Below are 15,334 nucleotides of genomic sequence, written 5' to 3' on the forward strand. Positions count from 1 at the left end.
CTGCATTTCCACGCCGTCTGTTCCTTTTTCGTGCCAATGTGCAAATTTCCGCTTGCATCCAAATGGCTGAGATAATAGGGGTTTGCTCGGTCCGGAATGTAGCGCAGCCCGGTAGCGCACTTGACTGGGGGTCAAGGGGTCGTGGGTTCGAATCCCGCCATTCCGACCAATTCTCCTTCTCCCGCAATCCTATTTTCACCGGAACTTTTGCCGGTTCTTCGCGTTATCGTGCCGCCGGCTCTTTTCGCCGGTGTCATTCGAGCGAGAGGGCAACGGACATGGAAGAAGCAGGCATCGGCTGGATTGCGGCCATCATCATCGGGGGTATTGCGGGCTGGCTCGCGGAACGGTTCATGAAGAGCGACATGGGCGTTCTCATGAACATCCTCCTGGGCATCGTCGGCGCGGCCTTGGCGAACCTTTTGCTCGGACTTATCGGCGTTTCGCTGGGCGGCTGGATCGGTTATCTGATCGCGGGCTTCATCGGCGCCTGCATTCTCATCGCGGTGGCGCGCGCTATCAGGCGATAGAGAAAACACGTTTCCCAAGGCCGTCTCTCCGTGAGGAGAGGCGGCCTTTTTCGTTTGCGCACACCTTACGCGACGAGGCTGCGGTAGATCGCTTCGGTCTCGTCGATCATGCGGTGCAGGGCGTAGTCGGCGCTGCGGGCCTCGGCGGCGGCGGTGTAGCGGGCGAGGCTGTCCGGGCTGGCGAGGTTCAGCATCGCGTCCGCCAGCCGCTCGGGGTCGTCTGTGTTTTCGATCAGCAGGCCGTTGTGCTTGTCCTTCAACACCATCGAGGCGCCGCCGACATCGGTCAGGACAAGCGGCTTGCCGGCGGCGGCGGCCTCCAGCATCACATAGGACATGGCTTCGTAACGGCTTGGCATGACGAGAACGTCGATCGCCGCCATCGCGTCGGGCCCGGTAAAGCGCGTCGTGAGGTGCATGCGCCCGGCATGGCTGCTGGCCTTGATCCGGCTGCGCGTCGCCTCCTGCGCCTCGCCCGTGCCGATCATCAGGAGATGCGCGCGCGACAGGTGACCTGCGAGGCGGTCGAAGGCTGCCACCAGCCGTTCCGGCGCCTTCTGATGACAGAGACGGCCGACGAAACCGTAGAGCAGCGCATCCGGGGGGATGCCGAGTTCCCTGCGCACGGCTGCGCGGGTATCGTCCGGCGGCGTCTCGACACCGTTGACGACGATGGTGAGTTTCTCACGCGGTATGCCGAGGCCGCGGGCATGCGCGTACTCGTCCTTCGAGACGCAGATCAGCCGGTCGGTCAGCAGGCGCGCGAGCATCGTCTCGATCAGGCCATAGACCCGGCGACCTGTCTTGCCGAGACCGGGATCCATGGTGCGGAAGGCATGCGGCGTGTAGACCCGCGGCACATGCCGTCCCGGCAGGCGCAGACGCGCGAGCGCGCCCGCCTTGGAGCTGTGGCCGTGAATGATATCGAAGGGGCCTGCCTGGCGCATGACGCCGGTCAGCTGACGCCAGGCGCCGAAATCGGCCGGGCCCGGCGACCGTTTCATCGGCACGACATGGATGCCGGCGAGGTCGAGCGCGGTGAGTTCGGCGACGAACCGCTCCTCCGCCCTCACCGGGGAGTAGACGGCATGCACGCTGTGGCCGCGCGCCTGCATGCCCCGGCACAGGTCGATGAAATGCCGGCCGGAGCCGCCGCCGCTGGGTTCCAGGATTTGCAGGAGGCGCAGGGGCCTTGGGTTCCTGATCGGGGCTGCGTTCATCAGGAGACAGCGCCCTTGACGCTGCGCAGGTTATGGCGCCGCTCGAGCGCAAAACAACCCCAGAGGATGCCGAGCAGCAGGTAGAAGTGCCTCCAGTGGTCGGTGTCGATGACGAAGCCGATCACGCTGTGGCCGACGATGGTGATGAGGGCGATCATCAGATAGGGCTGCCATGGCCGGTTGCGCAGCAGGTATTTGAAGCCGGCGCTGAGCGTCCAGGCGATGAGGGAGACATAGCAGAGGAAGCCGAGCCAGCCGTAGCTCGTCAGCGACTTCAGCCAGATATTGTGCTCGTCTTCCGGAAAGATCTTGCTGAACACCATGGGGCCGATGCCGAGCGGCTTTTCCATGGACATGAGGAAGCCGATGCGATGGCGGTCGAAACGGCCGAGATGCCCGCCGTCGTAATCCTGAACGAGCTGGGTGCGGTTGGAAAAGAGGTCCGCGACCTTGTCGAACTGGAGCGCCACGAGCAACGCGATGACCATGAGGCCGGCCGCCGATATGCTGAGGATGAGGATCTTCAGCCGGAAGGCGCCGGTGCGCTCCTTCAGCAGCATGATGAAGACGAGCGCCACCACCGAGAACAGGTAGAGCGCCCAGGCGGCGCGGGAAAAGGACAGGAAGACGCCGAGCGCCAGGATCAGCACACCGGCGATCTTCAGCGGTGCGCCGAGAATGCGGCCGGAAAGCAGGCCGTACATCAGGTAGAGCGACGGCGCGACGAGATAGGGGCCGAAGACGTTCGGGTCCTGGAAGGCACCCTTTGCGCGGTCGTAGAGCGTAAAGGCTTCCGCGCCGGGAAAGGCATGGAAATAGCCGAGGATGCCGAGGATGGAGGTGATGAGCGCGCCGGCGACCCAGGCCCTGAAGATGAGCTCCAGACGCGAATGGCGCGCCTCGATGATGGCGGCGAAGAAGACGCTCGACAGCGCCAGGAACAGCGAGACGGCGACATACATCGGCCCGCCCGAGAGATCGTCCATCACGGTCAGCGACAGCATGCCGCCGACATTGAAGGTGACGAGCAGGACGAGCAGGGGCGCCACACCGCGCGAGATGCGCAGCCCCACGATGGCCCAGAGGCCGATGAGCCCCGCCATGAACAGCTCGTAGGGGGCCGGCTCGCTCATGACGAAGCCGGACAGGAAGACGCCGACCGCGACCAGCATCGAGCCGAACACGCCGACGGCCGCAAGCTGCGGCCGGAACGGCGGGGCATAGGGGAGGGCCGCGTCGCTCAATAGGCGTTTTCCGTGTTGAGTAGCCGGAAGGGCGTCAGGAACAGGATCTTGAGATCCAGCCAGAGCGACCAGTTCTCGATATAGTGGAGATCGAATTCCGTGCGGAAGCGGATCTTGTCGTCATGGTCGATCTCGCCGCGCCAGCCGTTGATCTGCGCCCAGCCGGTGACGCCGGGCTTGACGCGGTGGCGGGCGAAGTAGCCATCGACCACGTCGACATATTTGCGGTCGTGCGACTGGGCCTGCACGGCGTGCGGGCGCGGGCCGACCAGCGAAAGCTCGCCCTTCAGCACGTTGAACAGCTGCGGCAGTTCGTCGATCGAGGACTTGCGCAGGAAGCGACCGACGGGAGTGACGCGCGGATCGCCCTTCGTGACGGCGGCGCGGGCCGAGGGGTCGGAGAGATGCGTGTACATCGAGCGGAACTTGTAGACGTCGATGATCTCGTTGTTGAAGCCGTGGCGCTTCTGCTTGAAGATGATCGGCCCGGGCGAGGAGAGCTTGACGGCAATGGCCGCGCCCAGCATGACCGGCCAGAGCAGGACGAGCGCGACGATGCTGAAGAACAGGTCGAAGATGCGCTTGGCGACATTGTCCCAATCGGCGATGGGCTTGTCGAAGATGTCGAGCATCGGCATGCTGCCGACCTGCGAATAGCTGCGCGGGCGGAAGCGCAGGCCCTTGGCATGCGCGGCAAGGCGAATGTCGACCGGCAGCACCCAGAGCTTCTTGAGCAGCGTCAGGATGCGTGCTTCCGCCGAGAGCGGCAGCGAGATGATCAGCATGTCGATGCGCGCGAGACGGGCGAATTCCACGAGTTCGGCGACGTTGCCGAGCTTCGGATAGCCGGCGATGACGGAGGGCGAACGGCGCTCGTCGCGGTCGTCGAAGATGCCGCAGATGCGGATATCGTTTTCCGGCTGCTGTTCCAGCGTGCGGATCAACTCCTTGGCCGGCTCGCCGCCGCCGACGATGACGGCGCGCCGCTCCATGGTGCCGTTGCGCGCCCAGCGGCGGATGGCATAGGCGATGATATGCCGCTCGACGACGAGATAGACCGCGCCCACGGCGAACCAGGAGACGAACCAGATACGCGAATAATGCTGCCCGGATTTGAAGAAGAACACCATCAGCGCCATGATGGCGAAGGCGGCAGCCCACGCGGCCAGGATGCGCGGCATCATGCGCAGCGGCGAGCGAAGCGACGGAATCTGATAGCTATCGGCAAGCTGGAGCGTCAGCACGCCGACCGCGGCGCCGCCGAACAGCACGAGCGCATAGAATCCCGTCAGCCCCATGCCGACATAGAAGGCATGGATGGCGTAGCCGATGACCAGCAGCATCGCGAATTCGCAAAGCCGAAGCAGACCCGTGATCATGGACGGGGAGAAGGTGTCGATGCGGAACTGCTGTGCGATCTTGCGCGCGAGCGGGTTGAGTTCGACGGTTTCCTCGTCGCCCGACTTCGTCTCCTGCGAAAGCGTGCGGATTTCCGACACCTTGCGGCGCAGGCTATCCGGATCGAAGGAGTCGGGCGGTTGGATCTGGTTCATGGCTGTACCTCAGCAGGCTTTCAGCCTCAGATAGCATGAAGCCCCTAAGAAACGTTTACGGCTGGCGGGTGCCACGCGCGCCGAACGGCCGCGTTTTGCCGCTCTGGGAGACCAGAATGTCCCGGTAAAGCGCAAGCAAGGCCTCCGACATGGTCCGGGCGGAGAACGTCTTCCTGAAGGCGACGGGCTCGGGCATCGCCTTGCGGAGCCAGACCGGATCGTTCATCGCCTGTGTCATCACCGCGGCAAGGGAGGCGGCATCGCCCGGCTCCGTCAGCGCGGGGCTGTCGCGGCCCAGCACTTCCGGGATGCCGCCGACGCGGCTGGCGATGACCGGCCGGCCGGCGGCGATCGCTTCCAGCACGATATAGGGCAGCGCTTCCGCGCGCGAGGGAACGACCACGGTGCGGGCAAGCGCGAAGGCCTCCTGCGCCTTCATGGCGGGCAGCAGCCCGATGCGGCGGCCGAGACCGCTTTCCACGATGCGTCGCTCGTACTTCGCCCTGTCCGGCCCGTCGCCGATGATCAGCGCCGAAAGCGGCCGCCCGACGCGGCGCTCGGTCTGCGCGAAGGCCTCGATGAAGACATCCGGACCCTTCAGGTCGCGCAGCATGCCGATATAGAGGAAGTCGACGGCGTCCTCGCGGGGATAGACGATCTCGAAGTCCCGATCGTGAATGCCGTTATAGATGCGCTCGGCGCGTACGCGCGGCGTGCCGACGCGCGCGATATAGGCGTCACGCTCGTAGTCGCAGACGAAGGTGAGGGCATCGCCGCGCCGCTCCAGGAGCCGTTCGGCGGTGAGGATCGCCAGGCCCGCCGCCGTGCGGCTCGTATAGTGCAGGCTGCCGCCATGCGGCGAATAGAGGCGGGCTACGCGATACCTGTTGACCCGCAGGGCTGAGCCGATGAGCCGGGCAATGGCGCCACCCTTGGCGCCGTGCCCGTGCAGGACATCCGGCTGCAAACCTTTTATTTCATGATAACTTTTCCTGAACGCGCCGATGTCGCGAAGGTCGACGGACCGGCTGATGGGCATGCGCACGAGGCCGAGCGAGAGATAGGGGCGGATTTCGTCGAAGAGCGCATCTTCGAACGAGCCGCCGGTGAGGCTGTCGCAGATGATGCCGACATCATGCCCGGCTTTCGTGTGGAATTCGGCGAGGTCGCGCACATGACGGAAGATTCCACCGATGGGGGAACGGAAGCAGTGAATGATTCGCAGAGCCCCATCGTCCGCCATGATGCTCAGAACAGCCGTTCACGAACATAGATCGTGTCGCCGGCCAGGATGGGATCGGAGATGGAAACGCGGCCCGTGACGATCTTGCCGTTGATCTTGCGCGTCACGTCCACGTCGCGCTGGTTGGCGCGCGGCGAAAATCCGCCGGCGACCGCGATGGCGTTCTGGATGGTCATGCCCGCGACATAACTGTACTGCCCGGCCTGGCCGACCTCGCCCATGATGTAGATCGAGCGGTAGCGATCGACCTCGATGGAGACATCAGGGTCGCGCAGGTATCCCTGCCGCAGCTTCGCGGCGATGATGCTTTCCAGTTCCTGGATGGTCTGGCCGCGTGCCGGCACGGCGCCGATCAGCGGGAAGGCGAGATAACCGGCCTGGTCGATCGTATAGGTGTTGGACAGGCCGGCCTGCTCGAAGACGGTCACGCGCAGGCGATCGCCGCTGTCGAGGCGGTACGGCTGGATGGTCGCTTCATGGAAGGCCTTCGGGGCAGGGCGGTATCCGCTGCAGCCGGCAACGGCCGGCACGATAAGCGCCAGCGCAAGCAGCAAGCCCTTGTTGATCGTTGCGAACGTCATTCGCTCAGTCCCAAATCAGAGTGTGGCCTTCGTTATCCATCCGTTAGGGTTAATGGCCGGTAAATATGCGGCGATATCGCGCACTATCTCGCGCAAAAGTAACAAACATTATTTACGCAACTCAGAATGGTTAACGCTTGGGTTACCATATTTGTTTACCGTGCGCGGAAATCGTCGGTTTGGAGTAGAGATATGTCGGGCGTTCACGGGAGCCAGCAGGATGTCGATATCGACCTTGGCGGCCTTTTCGGCGCGATCTGGCGGCACCGCATGCGCGTGCTGCTGGCGACAGTTGCCGGCGCGGGCCTCGCCTTTGCCATCGCGAGCGCCATCACGCCGACCTACAAGAGTGAGTCGCGCCTTCTCATCGAAACCCGCGAGCCGGCCTTCACGACGGGCCAGGACCGCTCGCAGGGCAGGGAGCAGCCGGCCTTCGACGAACTCGGCATTGCCAGCCAGGTGCAGATGCTGAAATCCGCCGACCTGATCAAGCAGGTCGCGCGCAACATGAAACTCTACGAGCTGGAAGAATTCGACCCGACCGCCAAGCCGTCGGCCGTCTCCGATCTGCTCGTGCTGCTCGGCCTGAAGAAGAACCCGCTCGATCTTCCGCCGGAAGAGCGCGTGCTGAAGGAGTTCAACGAAAAGCTCGTCGTCTACCAGGTGGAGAAGTCGCGCGTCATCGGCATCGAGTTCTCCTCGCGCGATCCCCGCCTTGCGGCCGCCATTCCCAACGAGATGGCGAAGGTCTACCTGTCGCTGCAAAGCGGCGCCAAGCTCGATACCAATTCCGAGGCGTCACGCTGGCTGGAGCCCGAAATCGTCAACCTGCGCGAGAAGGTGCGCGAGGCCGAGCAGAAGGTCGCAGAGTACCGCTCGCAATCCGACCTGCTGCCGACAGGCGAGAACTCGACCTTCGCCGTGCGCCAGCTCAACGATATCTCGACCGAGCTTGCCCGCGTTCGCGGCGAGCGTGCCACCGCCGAGGCGCGGGCCGAAAGCGTGCGCGCGGTGCTGCAGAATGGCGGCGCGCCCGATACGCTGACCGAAGTCGTCGGCTCCCAGATGATCCAGCGCCTCAAGGAGAGCGAGGCGCAGATCCAGGGACAGATTTCCGACCTGTCGACATCGCTCTTGGAAGGACATCCCAGGCTGAAGGGCCTGCGCTCGCAGCTCGTTGGTATTCGCGCGCAGATCAAGTCGGAAACCCAGAAGATCCTGTCGAGCCTTGAGAACGAGGCGAAGACGGCACGCCTGCGCGAGACGCAGCTCGTCCAGCAACTCAACACGGTCAAGGCGGATACGGCGCGGGCCGGTGAAGACGAAGTCGGCCTCAAGGCGCTGGAGCGCGAGGCCGCAGCCCAGCGCGAACTGCTCGAAACCTACCTTGCCCGCTACCGCGAGGCGACCTCGCGCACCGGCGACGGCGCCACACCCGCCGATGCCCGCGTGATTTCAGCGGCCGTCGAACCGACGGAAGTGGCTTTCCCAAAGGTGATCCCGATCACCATCGTCGGCGGCGTTGCCGGTTTCGCGCTCAGCGCCATCGCCATCCTGCTCGCCGAACTGTTCAGCGGCCGCGCCCTGAAGCCGGTCGGTGTGGTGGCGACGCCCGCCCGCCGCCGCGAAGAGAATGAGGATGAAGCTGCCGAGACCGAGTTCGTGCCCGACCAGCCGCCGCTCGTTCGCCGGGAACACGCCGAGCACGTCGCCGTTCGCGACATGCATGCGCCGGCCCGGTCGCTGCTCGCCGACATCCGTCCCGTCGAGGAGGACGAGGAAGACCTGGAGCCGGCGCTCGTGCCCGAGGCGGACGAAACGGTTGCCGTTGAAGAGGACGAAGGCGATTTCTCGGTGAATGCCGTCGCCCGGCACATGATCGAGAACAACATTTCCGTGGCCATTTCGGTCTCGCCGTCGGGCGATCGCGGCTCGACCGCCGCCGTCATGCTGGCGCGCCGGATCGCGCAGGAGCATCGCCGCACGCTCATCATCGACCTGACCGGCTCGGCCTGCCCGACCCGCCTGATGGCGGAGTCGGTTCACCTGGCGGGGATCACCGACCTTTTGGTCGGCGAAGCCGCTTTCGGCGACATCATCCACGGCGATCGTCTTTCTCCCGCCCATGTCATTCCGCGCGGCAATGCCAATATCCGGCGTGCCATGCGCGGTATCGACCGGCTGGCCATGGTGATCGACGCGCTGTCGGACGCCTATGATACCGTGATCGTGGAATGCGGCCCGGCCGAGGTGGAGGGCGTGCGCCGCCTGACCCGCGACCGGGAGACGGACGTCATCCTCTCGCTGCCCGGTGCGGACGAGGACGAGGTCGTGGACCTCATCGGCGCCTTCGACGAGGCGGGCTACAGCGACATCCTGCTGATGACCGGCGAGACGGGCGAACCGCCCCGCCATCCGGGCCGCCGCGTGGCCTGACGGATCAGTCCGTGCCCGTGCCCGTGCCGGCGCGGGCCGCCTGCCGCCCCGAGCGCCGGCGTTGCAGGAAGGCGTAGATCTGCGGATTGCGCTTGATGAAGCGCTTGGCGCCCGCCTTCAGGCGATGAAGCGCGGCCGCGAGGCTGCCGGCCGGTGTCGTCGCCCACAACAGGTCGTATTGCGGCGTCTCGATCGTGCACCAGGAGCGTTTGTAGAGCTGGTCGCCGATGCCGAAATCGAAAAGCGCCACGCCTTCCCGGCACAGCTTGCGAATGGCCAGATGGAACAGGAACTCGCCGGGGCTGGCACCCGCGGCGACGCTTTCGTCGAGCGAGCCGAACTGGCAGATCACGTGGTCGCCCTTGCGCGACAGCCCGGCAATGGCGGCGATATGGCCCGCATGCGCGCCGGTGAGGCGCAGCGCGTGAAGCTGAAGCGGATATTCGGTATCCGACGCTGACGTGGTCACGAGCGCGCGGAAGAAATCACGGGTACGCTCGTCGCGGAAGACATCCGGCAGGCCGAGCGCCTGGAAGCGAACGGACTTCTGACGGAAGAAGGTTTCCAGAAGCGCAAGCGCCTCGTTCCCGGCCGGCGCGATGATGTGCTCGTAGCCGCCAAGCTCCATCAGACGGCGTTCGGCGTTGCGGAACTTCTTGCGCCGGTTCTTGGCATTGATCTGGGCGAGCGTGCGCTCGAAATCGCCCAGCAGCGGCAGCTGGAAGGCGGCGTTCTGGTTCAGGACGGCCGGCAGGTCGCCAAACGGATTGGTTTCACCGCGCCACTCGAGCGGCACCTTGTCGAGCAGGAGAAGGTCGAAATGGCGGGCGAAGTCGCCGCGTGCCTGGCGCAGCGCCCTGCGAAACCGGGGCGGCGAGGCAAGCGCCCGGAATGCGCGCGTATAGAGGCCGGTGTTGAGGTTGCTGAAATCGGTGGCGAGCAGGCGGGCGATCCGCACCGGCCCGTGCCGCACGATTTCGAGCGGCAGGATGAGCTGCGTGCGGCCGCCGGATACGCCCTCGACGATCAGCAGCTTCGTGCCCTGCGTGCGTGCCCAGGCCCGGCACCAATCATAGCTCTGGTGGAGCGACAGGTTGTTTTCCGCCTCCAGCGCGCGCCATGCGGCTTCCAGGGGTTCCATGCGGTCGTGCAGGCGGATGGAGAGAGGACCGAAGGCGAGCGCACCGTCACCGGCCGCCGTCGCATCGGCCGGCGCCGGCTCGGATGGCATCGCCTGGAAATTGAGTTGCATCGCTCCCATGGTGTCGCCTTTATGCACCTGCGGCCGTCTTGCCGCATTGAACACGATAGGCACCAGGCTTGCGCAAAAGGTTTAAATCCAGTGCGCCCGCGGCGCATGCCCGGGGAATTTGGCCGGCGCGGTTAGCAATTTCATAACGAAAATCCGAAAATCCGAACGTTCGGGGTGATCGGTCGACGCCGGATCGTCAGCTCAGCCAGCCGGTGGCGAGCGCACGCGCCCAGTCAAGTTCGCCGCGGCTTTCCGCCAGACGGGCCATGGCCATGTGATCGTAGTCCACGAGATGAAATGTGGCGTCCCACCGGTCTCCGTGCCGCTCGATCACGGCATAACGCGCATGCGGCGTACCCGTTTCGACCTTGTGGGGCACCGGTTCGTCGTCATCATAGGCGGGTGAGCCGACGCTGCCGGGGTTGACGACCAGACGGCCGTCGCGCAAGCGCACGGCGCGCGCGATATGGGTATGGCCGCAGAGAAGGACCGGGTGGTCGATGCCGCCGGCCAGCGCCTCGATCCGCTCGATGGGGGAAAGCTGCATTACGCCTTCGCCGGAGGGTTCATCGAGCCAGTAGGTGGTATCCGTCCCGGGCGTGCCGTGGCAGAGAAAGACCGTGTCTGCGACGAGACGGGTCGGCGGCAGCTGGGCCAGCCAGTCGAGGTGGTGCGCGGCGAGCTGCGCATGCGCCCTGCGATCCCAGCTTCCCATGGCGTCCGGCTGTTTTTCGATGAGCCAGTGGTCATGGTTGCCGGCGATGCAGGCGATATCGGCGCGCGACAGCAGGATATCGGCGGTGCGGCCTGCATTGAGGGCGCCGCTCAGGTGATCGCCGAGATTGACGACCTCGCGAATGCCCCGGCGATCGATATCCGCCAGCACGGCTTCCAGTGCGAGATCATTTCCGTGGATGTCCGCAATCACCGCAATGCGCACTGCCGTCACTCCTCGCGCGGCTTGCCGGGCTTTTCCATCCACTTGATGATCAGCATGGCCGGCAGGATCCACAGAAGGCCGGTGAGCGTGAAATAGAGGAGGTGGATATACCACGGCGATTCCCCCAGCGTCGCGACGGCGACCGTGGTCGCGACCAGCGCATAGACGAGCACGAGGATGATGATCAGGATCGTGCCGATCAGTTTTCTCAGGCGAGGGGGCATTTCGGACCTTCGTTCGGCGGGACTGCAGGGCGCGACGGCATGCCGCAAAGCTTCGGGCCTTGTTTTGCACGGCCCGGTCGGGCAAATCAACGTCGGAGCAGTTCGCGGCGAAGGGTGCAGGCCATTTTGTGCCCGCGACTGCGTGGAAAAGCCGCAGCGGCAGGCAGATCGCCGCTCCGGGCAAAGGAGCCGATGAAATGAGCGCCACAAACGTAACAGCCTATCGCAGCGTCGACGACGCGGGCCGCATCGAGTGCAATCGCCGGCAGGTCCGCATCTGGCTGGGTTTCGTGCTGTTCATGCTGTTCGTGCTGGTGCTCGTGGGCGGCGCGACGCGCCTGACCGGGTCGGGCCTCTCCATCACCGAATGGAAGCCCATCCATGGCGTCATCCCGCCGATCGGCGCGCAGGAATGGCAGGAGGAATTCGAGCTCTACAAGCGCATTCCGCAATACGAGCAGGTCAACAAGGGCATGACCGTCGACGAGTTCAAGACGATCTTCTGGTGGGAATGGGCTCACCGCCTGATCGCCCGCTCCATCGGCTTCGTCTTCGCCGTGCCGCTCGCCTTCTTCTGGCTGACCGGCCGCATCGAGCGAAAGATGCGCTGGCCGCTCGTCGGCCTTCTGGCGCTTGGCGGCTTCCAGGGCTTCATCGGCTGGTGGATGGTGTCGTCGGGCCTCGCCGAGCGCGTCTCCGTCAGCCAGTACCGGCTCGCCACCCATCTCACCATCGCCTGTCTGATCTTCGCCGGGACCGTGTGGCTGATGCGCGCCCTCGCGCCGCACAGCGACGATGAGGCCCCGACGCAAGGCTCGCGCCGCATGGCCGGCATCATCGCCGGCATGGCGATCTTCCAGATCTATCTCGGCGCGCTTGTCGCCGGCCTGCATGCCGGCTTCACCTACAACACCTGGCCGCTGATGGACGGCGCCGTCGTACCCGGCGGCCTCTTCCTGCAGCAGCCGTGGTGGATCAATCTCTTCGAAAACCCGAAGACCGTGCAGTTCGTGCACCGCATCGGCGCCTATGTGCTGTTTGCGCTGGCGCTCGTGCACCTGATCGCTTCGCTGCGCGCCGCGCCCGAGACCACTCATGCGCGCCGCGCGCTGGTGCTGTTCGGCCTCGTCTGTCTCCAGGCGACCATCGGCATCCTCACGCTGATCTGGCAGGTGCCGCTCGGCTGGGCGCTGGCGCACCAGGGCGGGGCACTGGTGGTGCTCGGCTTCGCCGTCGCGCACTGGCGCGGCTTCTACGGCGAATATGACAGGGACGACGCGCGGGCGTGATCCGGTCAGGCCTGCCTGAGAACGGTGCGGATCGCGGCGGCCACCGCCAGTTCGTCGTCGCGGTCGGCTTCGTTGCCGTCCTCGTCATGCCAGGCGGCCGACAAGCAGCCATAGGCGAACGCGTAGCGCAGGATGGTGCGCACATCGCGCCCGAGCGTCTCCGCGAAGACATCCGCCATGCGGGCGATCCGCGCTTCGTCGCGCGTGAGGTCGAACCGATCCAGCGGATTGGAGAACATGTTGGCGACGTCGAGCGCGGCATCGCCGATCAGCCCGGCGGGATCGATGATGATCCAGCCGCGCGGTCCATGCATGATGTTTTCGTGGTGCAGGTCGCCGTGCAGCGGCTTGATATCCCGCTGGTCGGCCAGCAGCGCCTGCGCCATGGCCGCCGCTTCCGCATAGGGGCCTGCAAGGCCGTCCTTGCGGTCCCGTTCGGCCTTGGCGAAGAGGCTTGCGAAGTAGCGTGACAGCGGTTGCAGGCTGGCGGGCGGCGGGCTGTCGGAGGGACGGTGATAATCGAGCAGGACGCTGGCGGCGATGCGCGTTGCGTCGCTGTCGCCGTGTGACGCCATGTGATCCCTCAGCGTCGTCCTGCCCGCATGTTCCATCAGCAGCATCGTGCCGGAACGGGCGAGAAGTCTTACGCAGCCGACGCCATTCCGCCATGCCATGAAATCCGCGCCGCGCAGGCTGTCCTCCAGCGCCTTCGGCTTCAGGTGCTTGACGACGGTGCTCTCGCCGCCGGCAAGCGTGACCTCGTAGACACTCCCGGCGACGGTGTCGGCAAGAAGACTGGCGCTTTCAATCCGCCATTCGTCGGGAAAGGCCGGCTCGGGCGTCATCATGCGCCCAGCATCAGGTCCATGTTCTGCACGGCGGCACCCGAGGCACCCTTGCCGAGATTGTCCAGCAGCGCGACGAGGTTGACATGCGGCGCGCCCGCCGTGCCGAAGACATAGAGCTTCATGCGGTCGGTATCGGCCAGTTCCACCGCGTTGACGCGGGGAAGGCTGGCGGTTTCCTTGAGATCGACCACCTCGACGATATCCTGGCCGGCATAGTGGTCCGCCAGCGCCTCGTGGATGGAGCCGAGCGAGGCGTTGTCCTTGAGGTCGGCGAGATGGAGCGGCACCTGCACGATCATGCCCTGCGGGAACTTGCCGACGGAGGGCGCAAACAGCGGCGCGCGGCCGAGAAGCCCGTGCACCTGCATTTCCGGGACATGCTTGTGCTTCAGCGTGAGGCCGTAGAGGAAATGCGGCGAAGCGATATGCTCGGCATGGCCTTTATCTTCCATCTGCGCGATCAACTGCTTGCCGCCGCCGGTATAGCCGGAGACGGCATTGACGGTGACCGGGTAATCCTCCGGCAGGATGCCGGCGAGGCGCAGCGGACGGATGAGGCCGATGGCGCCCGTCGGATAGCAGCCGGGATTGGCGACGTAACGCGCGCCCGCGATCTTCTTCGGCTGCTCGCGATCCATTTCGGCAAAGCCGTAGGCCCAGTCCGGGTTGATACGATGGGCGGTCGAGGTGTCGATGATGCGCACGGAATTGTTGCCCGCCACCATGGCCACGGCTTCCTTGGCCGCATCATCAGGCAGGCAGAGGATGGCGATATCGGCGCTGTTCAGCAGGTCTTCGCGCAGTTGCGCGTTGCGGCGCTCGGCTTCCGGGATGGACAGGAGCTCGACATCGGCGCGGTCGGCCATGCGGGTGCGGATCTGCAGGCCCGTCGTGCCGTGTTCGCCATCGATGAAGATCTTCGGTTTCATCTGCTGTCCCATCCTGTTCGCGCGTTCGCCGCCGATATAGCCCCTTGCCCCGTCGTATTCAACGCCGTGTTTCAGCGTCGTTCGGCCAGCGCCTCGGCGTGAAGGCCGAGCATGTACATGGCGATGGTGGAGCCGGCGATGGCGGTGATATCGGCATGGTCATAGGCGGGCGCCACCTCGACTACATCCGAGCCGACGATATTGAGCGCGCCAAGCTTGCGCAGCACCGACAGGATACGCGCGCTGGACGGCCCACCGGAGACCGGCGTGCCGGTGCCGGGCGCATAGGCCGGGTCGAGGCAGTCGATGTCGAAAGTGAGATAGGTCGCGCGGTCGCCGACATGATGGATGATTGCATCGGCGAGCTCGGCGGCACTCATCTCCTCCACATCATAGCCATAGAGGATGCGGATGCCGCAATCCTCAGGCGCATGGGTGCGGATGCCGATCTGGATCGACGTCTCGGCATCGATCAGCCCTTCGCGGACCGCGGTGCCGACGAAGGAGCCATGGTCGATGCGGCCCTTCTCGTCGGCCCAGGTATCCTGGTGCGCGTCGAACTGCACGAGGGAGAGGGGGCCGTACTTCTCGGCATGGGCGCGCAAGAGCGGCAGCGTGATGAAGTGGTCGCCGCCGAGCGTCAGCATGTAGGCGCCGGATTTCAGGATCTTCTTCGCCTCGCGTTCGATGGTGCCGGGCGTCTTCTGGTGGTTGCCGTAGTCGAGCAGGCAATCGCCGTAATCGATGACGGCCATGTCCTCGAACAGGTCGCGCTCGAAGGGATATTGCGGATCGTTGTCCATGATCGCGGAGGCCCGGCGGATCGCCTGCGGCCCGAAGCGCGTGCCGGGACGGTTGGAGGTCGCGGCATCGAAGGGAATGCCCCAGACGACGGCGTCGACATCCTTCAGCACCTTGGTGTAGCGCCGGCGCATGAAGGAGAGGATTCCGGCATGCGTCGGGTCGGAGGCCGCGCTCTTCAGCGATTTTGCGGTGATGGCGTGATCGATCGTCTTGTTGGCCACTGTCAGGCTCCCGATTGCTG

14 protein-coding genes and 1 tRNA gene are annotated in these 15,334 nt (G+C 65.2%); 4 read left to right on the forward strand and 11 right to left on the reverse strand.

The features are described from left to right. The first annotated feature begins 92 nt into the window (after positions 1 to 92). Positions 93 to 169 (forward strand) — tRNA-Pro (locus GR158_RS12415). 109 nt (positions 170 to 278) lie between these two features. After that, the gene (locus tag GR158_RS12420; protein WP_134650924.1) at positions 279 to 530 is read left to right on the forward strand and encodes a GlsB/YeaQ/YmgE family stress response membrane protein; all 252 of its coding nucleotides are present in this window, start codon (positions 279 to 281) and stop codon (positions 528 to 530) included. Positions 531 to 595: 65 nt separating this feature from the next. Here GR158_RS12420 and GR158_RS12425 read toward each other — a convergent pair whose 3' ends face one another. From GR158_RS12425 to GR158_RS12445, 5 genes are read right to left on the reverse strand one after another with little or no spacing between them, the layout of a single operon-like run. After that, positions 596 to 1,750 (reverse strand): glycosyltransferase family 4 protein, encoded by a 1,155-nt coding sequence (locus tag GR158_RS12425; RefSeq protein WP_160871333.1) that lies wholly within the window; start codon positions 1,748 to 1,750, stop codon positions 596 to 598. Beyond that, positions 1,750 to 2,994: an O-antigen ligase gene (locus GR158_RS12430; protein ID WP_246665643.1), complete on the reverse strand. Its 1,245-nt coding sequence runs from the start codon at positions 2,992 to 2,994 to the stop codon at positions 1,750 to 1,752. The genes GR158_RS12425 and GR158_RS12430 overlap by 1 nt, the downstream gene beginning before the upstream one ends. Beyond that, positions 2,991 to 4,547: an undecaprenyl-phosphate glucose phosphotransferase gene (locus GR158_RS12435; RefSeq protein WP_134650926.1), complete on the reverse strand. Its 1,557-nt coding sequence runs from the start codon at positions 4,545 to 4,547 to the stop codon at positions 2,991 to 2,993. The genes GR158_RS12430 and GR158_RS12435 overlap by 4 nt, the downstream gene beginning before the upstream one ends. A 55-nt stretch (positions 4,548 to 4,602) precedes the next feature. Beyond that, a complete protein-coding gene (locus GR158_RS12440) occupies positions 4,603 to 5,790 on the reverse strand; it encodes a glycosyltransferase family 4 protein (RefSeq protein ID WP_160871334.1) in 1,188 nt (395 codons plus the stop codon). A gap of 5 nt (positions 5,791 to 5,795) precedes the next feature. Next, the gene (locus tag GR158_RS12445) at positions 5,796 to 6,371 is read right to left on the reverse strand and encodes a polysaccharide biosynthesis/export family protein (RefSeq protein WP_134650928.1); all 576 of its coding nucleotides are present in this window, start codon (positions 6,369 to 6,371) and stop codon (positions 5,796 to 5,798) included. Positions 6,372 to 6,563: 192 nt separating this feature from the next. Between GR158_RS12445 and GR158_RS12450 the strand changes: the two genes are divergently transcribed. Next, positions 6,564 to 8,807: an exopolysaccharide transport family protein gene (locus tag GR158_RS12450; protein WP_160871335.1), complete on the forward strand. Its 2,244-nt coding sequence runs from the start codon at positions 6,564 to 6,566 to the stop codon at positions 8,805 to 8,807. Between the two features lie 4 nt (positions 8,808 to 8,811). Here the strand turns inward: GR158_RS12450 and GR158_RS12455 are convergent, their stop codons facing one another. The 3 genes from GR158_RS12455 to GR158_RS12465 all read right to left on the reverse strand — a co-directional run bounded on the left by GR158_RS12455 (position 8,812) and on the right by GR158_RS12465 (position 11,223). Next, positions 8,812 to 10,068 carry a GNAT family N-acetyltransferase gene (locus tag GR158_RS12455; RefSeq protein ID WP_246665644.1) on the reverse strand — a complete coding sequence of 419 codons (1,257 nt, stop codon included), beginning with the start codon at positions 10,066 to 10,068 and terminating at the stop codon, positions 8,812 to 8,814. A 187-nt stretch (positions 10,069 to 10,255) separates the two neighbouring features. Then, positions 10,256 to 10,999 carry a metallophosphoesterase family protein gene (locus GR158_RS12460; RefSeq protein WP_160871336.1) on the reverse strand — a complete coding sequence of 248 codons (744 nt, stop codon included), beginning with the start codon at positions 10,997 to 10,999 and terminating at the stop codon, positions 10,256 to 10,258. Between the two features lie 5 nt (positions 11,000 to 11,004). Then, positions 11,005 to 11,223 (reverse strand): DUF2842 domain-containing protein, encoded by a 219-nt coding sequence (locus GR158_RS12465; protein ID WP_134650931.1) that lies wholly within the window; start codon positions 11,221 to 11,223, stop codon positions 11,005 to 11,007. Between the two features lie 197 nt (positions 11,224 to 11,420). On the opposite strand from GR158_RS12465, the gene GR158_RS12470 reads away from it, so the two are divergent. Further along, positions 11,421 to 12,512: a COX15/CtaA family protein gene (locus tag GR158_RS12470; protein WP_160871337.1), complete on the forward strand. Its 1,092-nt coding sequence runs from the start codon at positions 11,421 to 11,423 to the stop codon at positions 12,510 to 12,512. A 5-nt stretch (positions 12,513 to 12,517) separates the two neighbouring features. On the opposite strand, the gene GR158_RS12475 is transcribed toward GR158_RS12470, so the two are convergent. From GR158_RS12475 to speB, 3 genes are read right to left on the reverse strand one after another with little or no spacing between them, the layout of a single operon-like run. Beyond that, positions 12,518 to 13,360 carry an aminoglycoside phosphotransferase family protein gene (locus GR158_RS12475; protein ID WP_160871338.1) on the reverse strand — a complete coding sequence of 281 codons (843 nt, stop codon included), beginning with the start codon at positions 13,358 to 13,360 and terminating at the stop codon, positions 12,518 to 12,520. Beyond that, the gene (gene argC, locus GR158_RS12480) at positions 13,357 to 14,364 is read right to left on the reverse strand and encodes an N-acetyl-gamma-glutamyl-phosphate reductase (RefSeq protein WP_256365813.1); all 1,008 of its coding nucleotides are present in this window, start codon (positions 14,362 to 14,364) and stop codon (positions 13,357 to 13,359) included. Before argC ends, GR158_RS12475 begins: the two co-directional genes overlap by 4 nt. Continuing rightward, complete coding sequence (gene speB, locus GR158_RS12485) at positions 14,361 to 15,314, reverse strand: agmatinase (protein WP_160871340.1); 954 nt, start codon at positions 15,312 to 15,314, stop codon at positions 14,361 to 14,363. The genes argC and speB overlap by 4 nt, the downstream gene beginning before the upstream one ends. Between the last annotated feature and the right edge of the window lie 20 nt (positions 15,315 to 15,334).

This window comes from Shinella sp. AETb1-6, from assembly GCF_009826875.1.
Taxonomy (GTDB): Bacteria; Pseudomonadota; Alphaproteobacteria; order Rhizobiales; family Rhizobiaceae; genus Shinella; species Shinella sumterensis.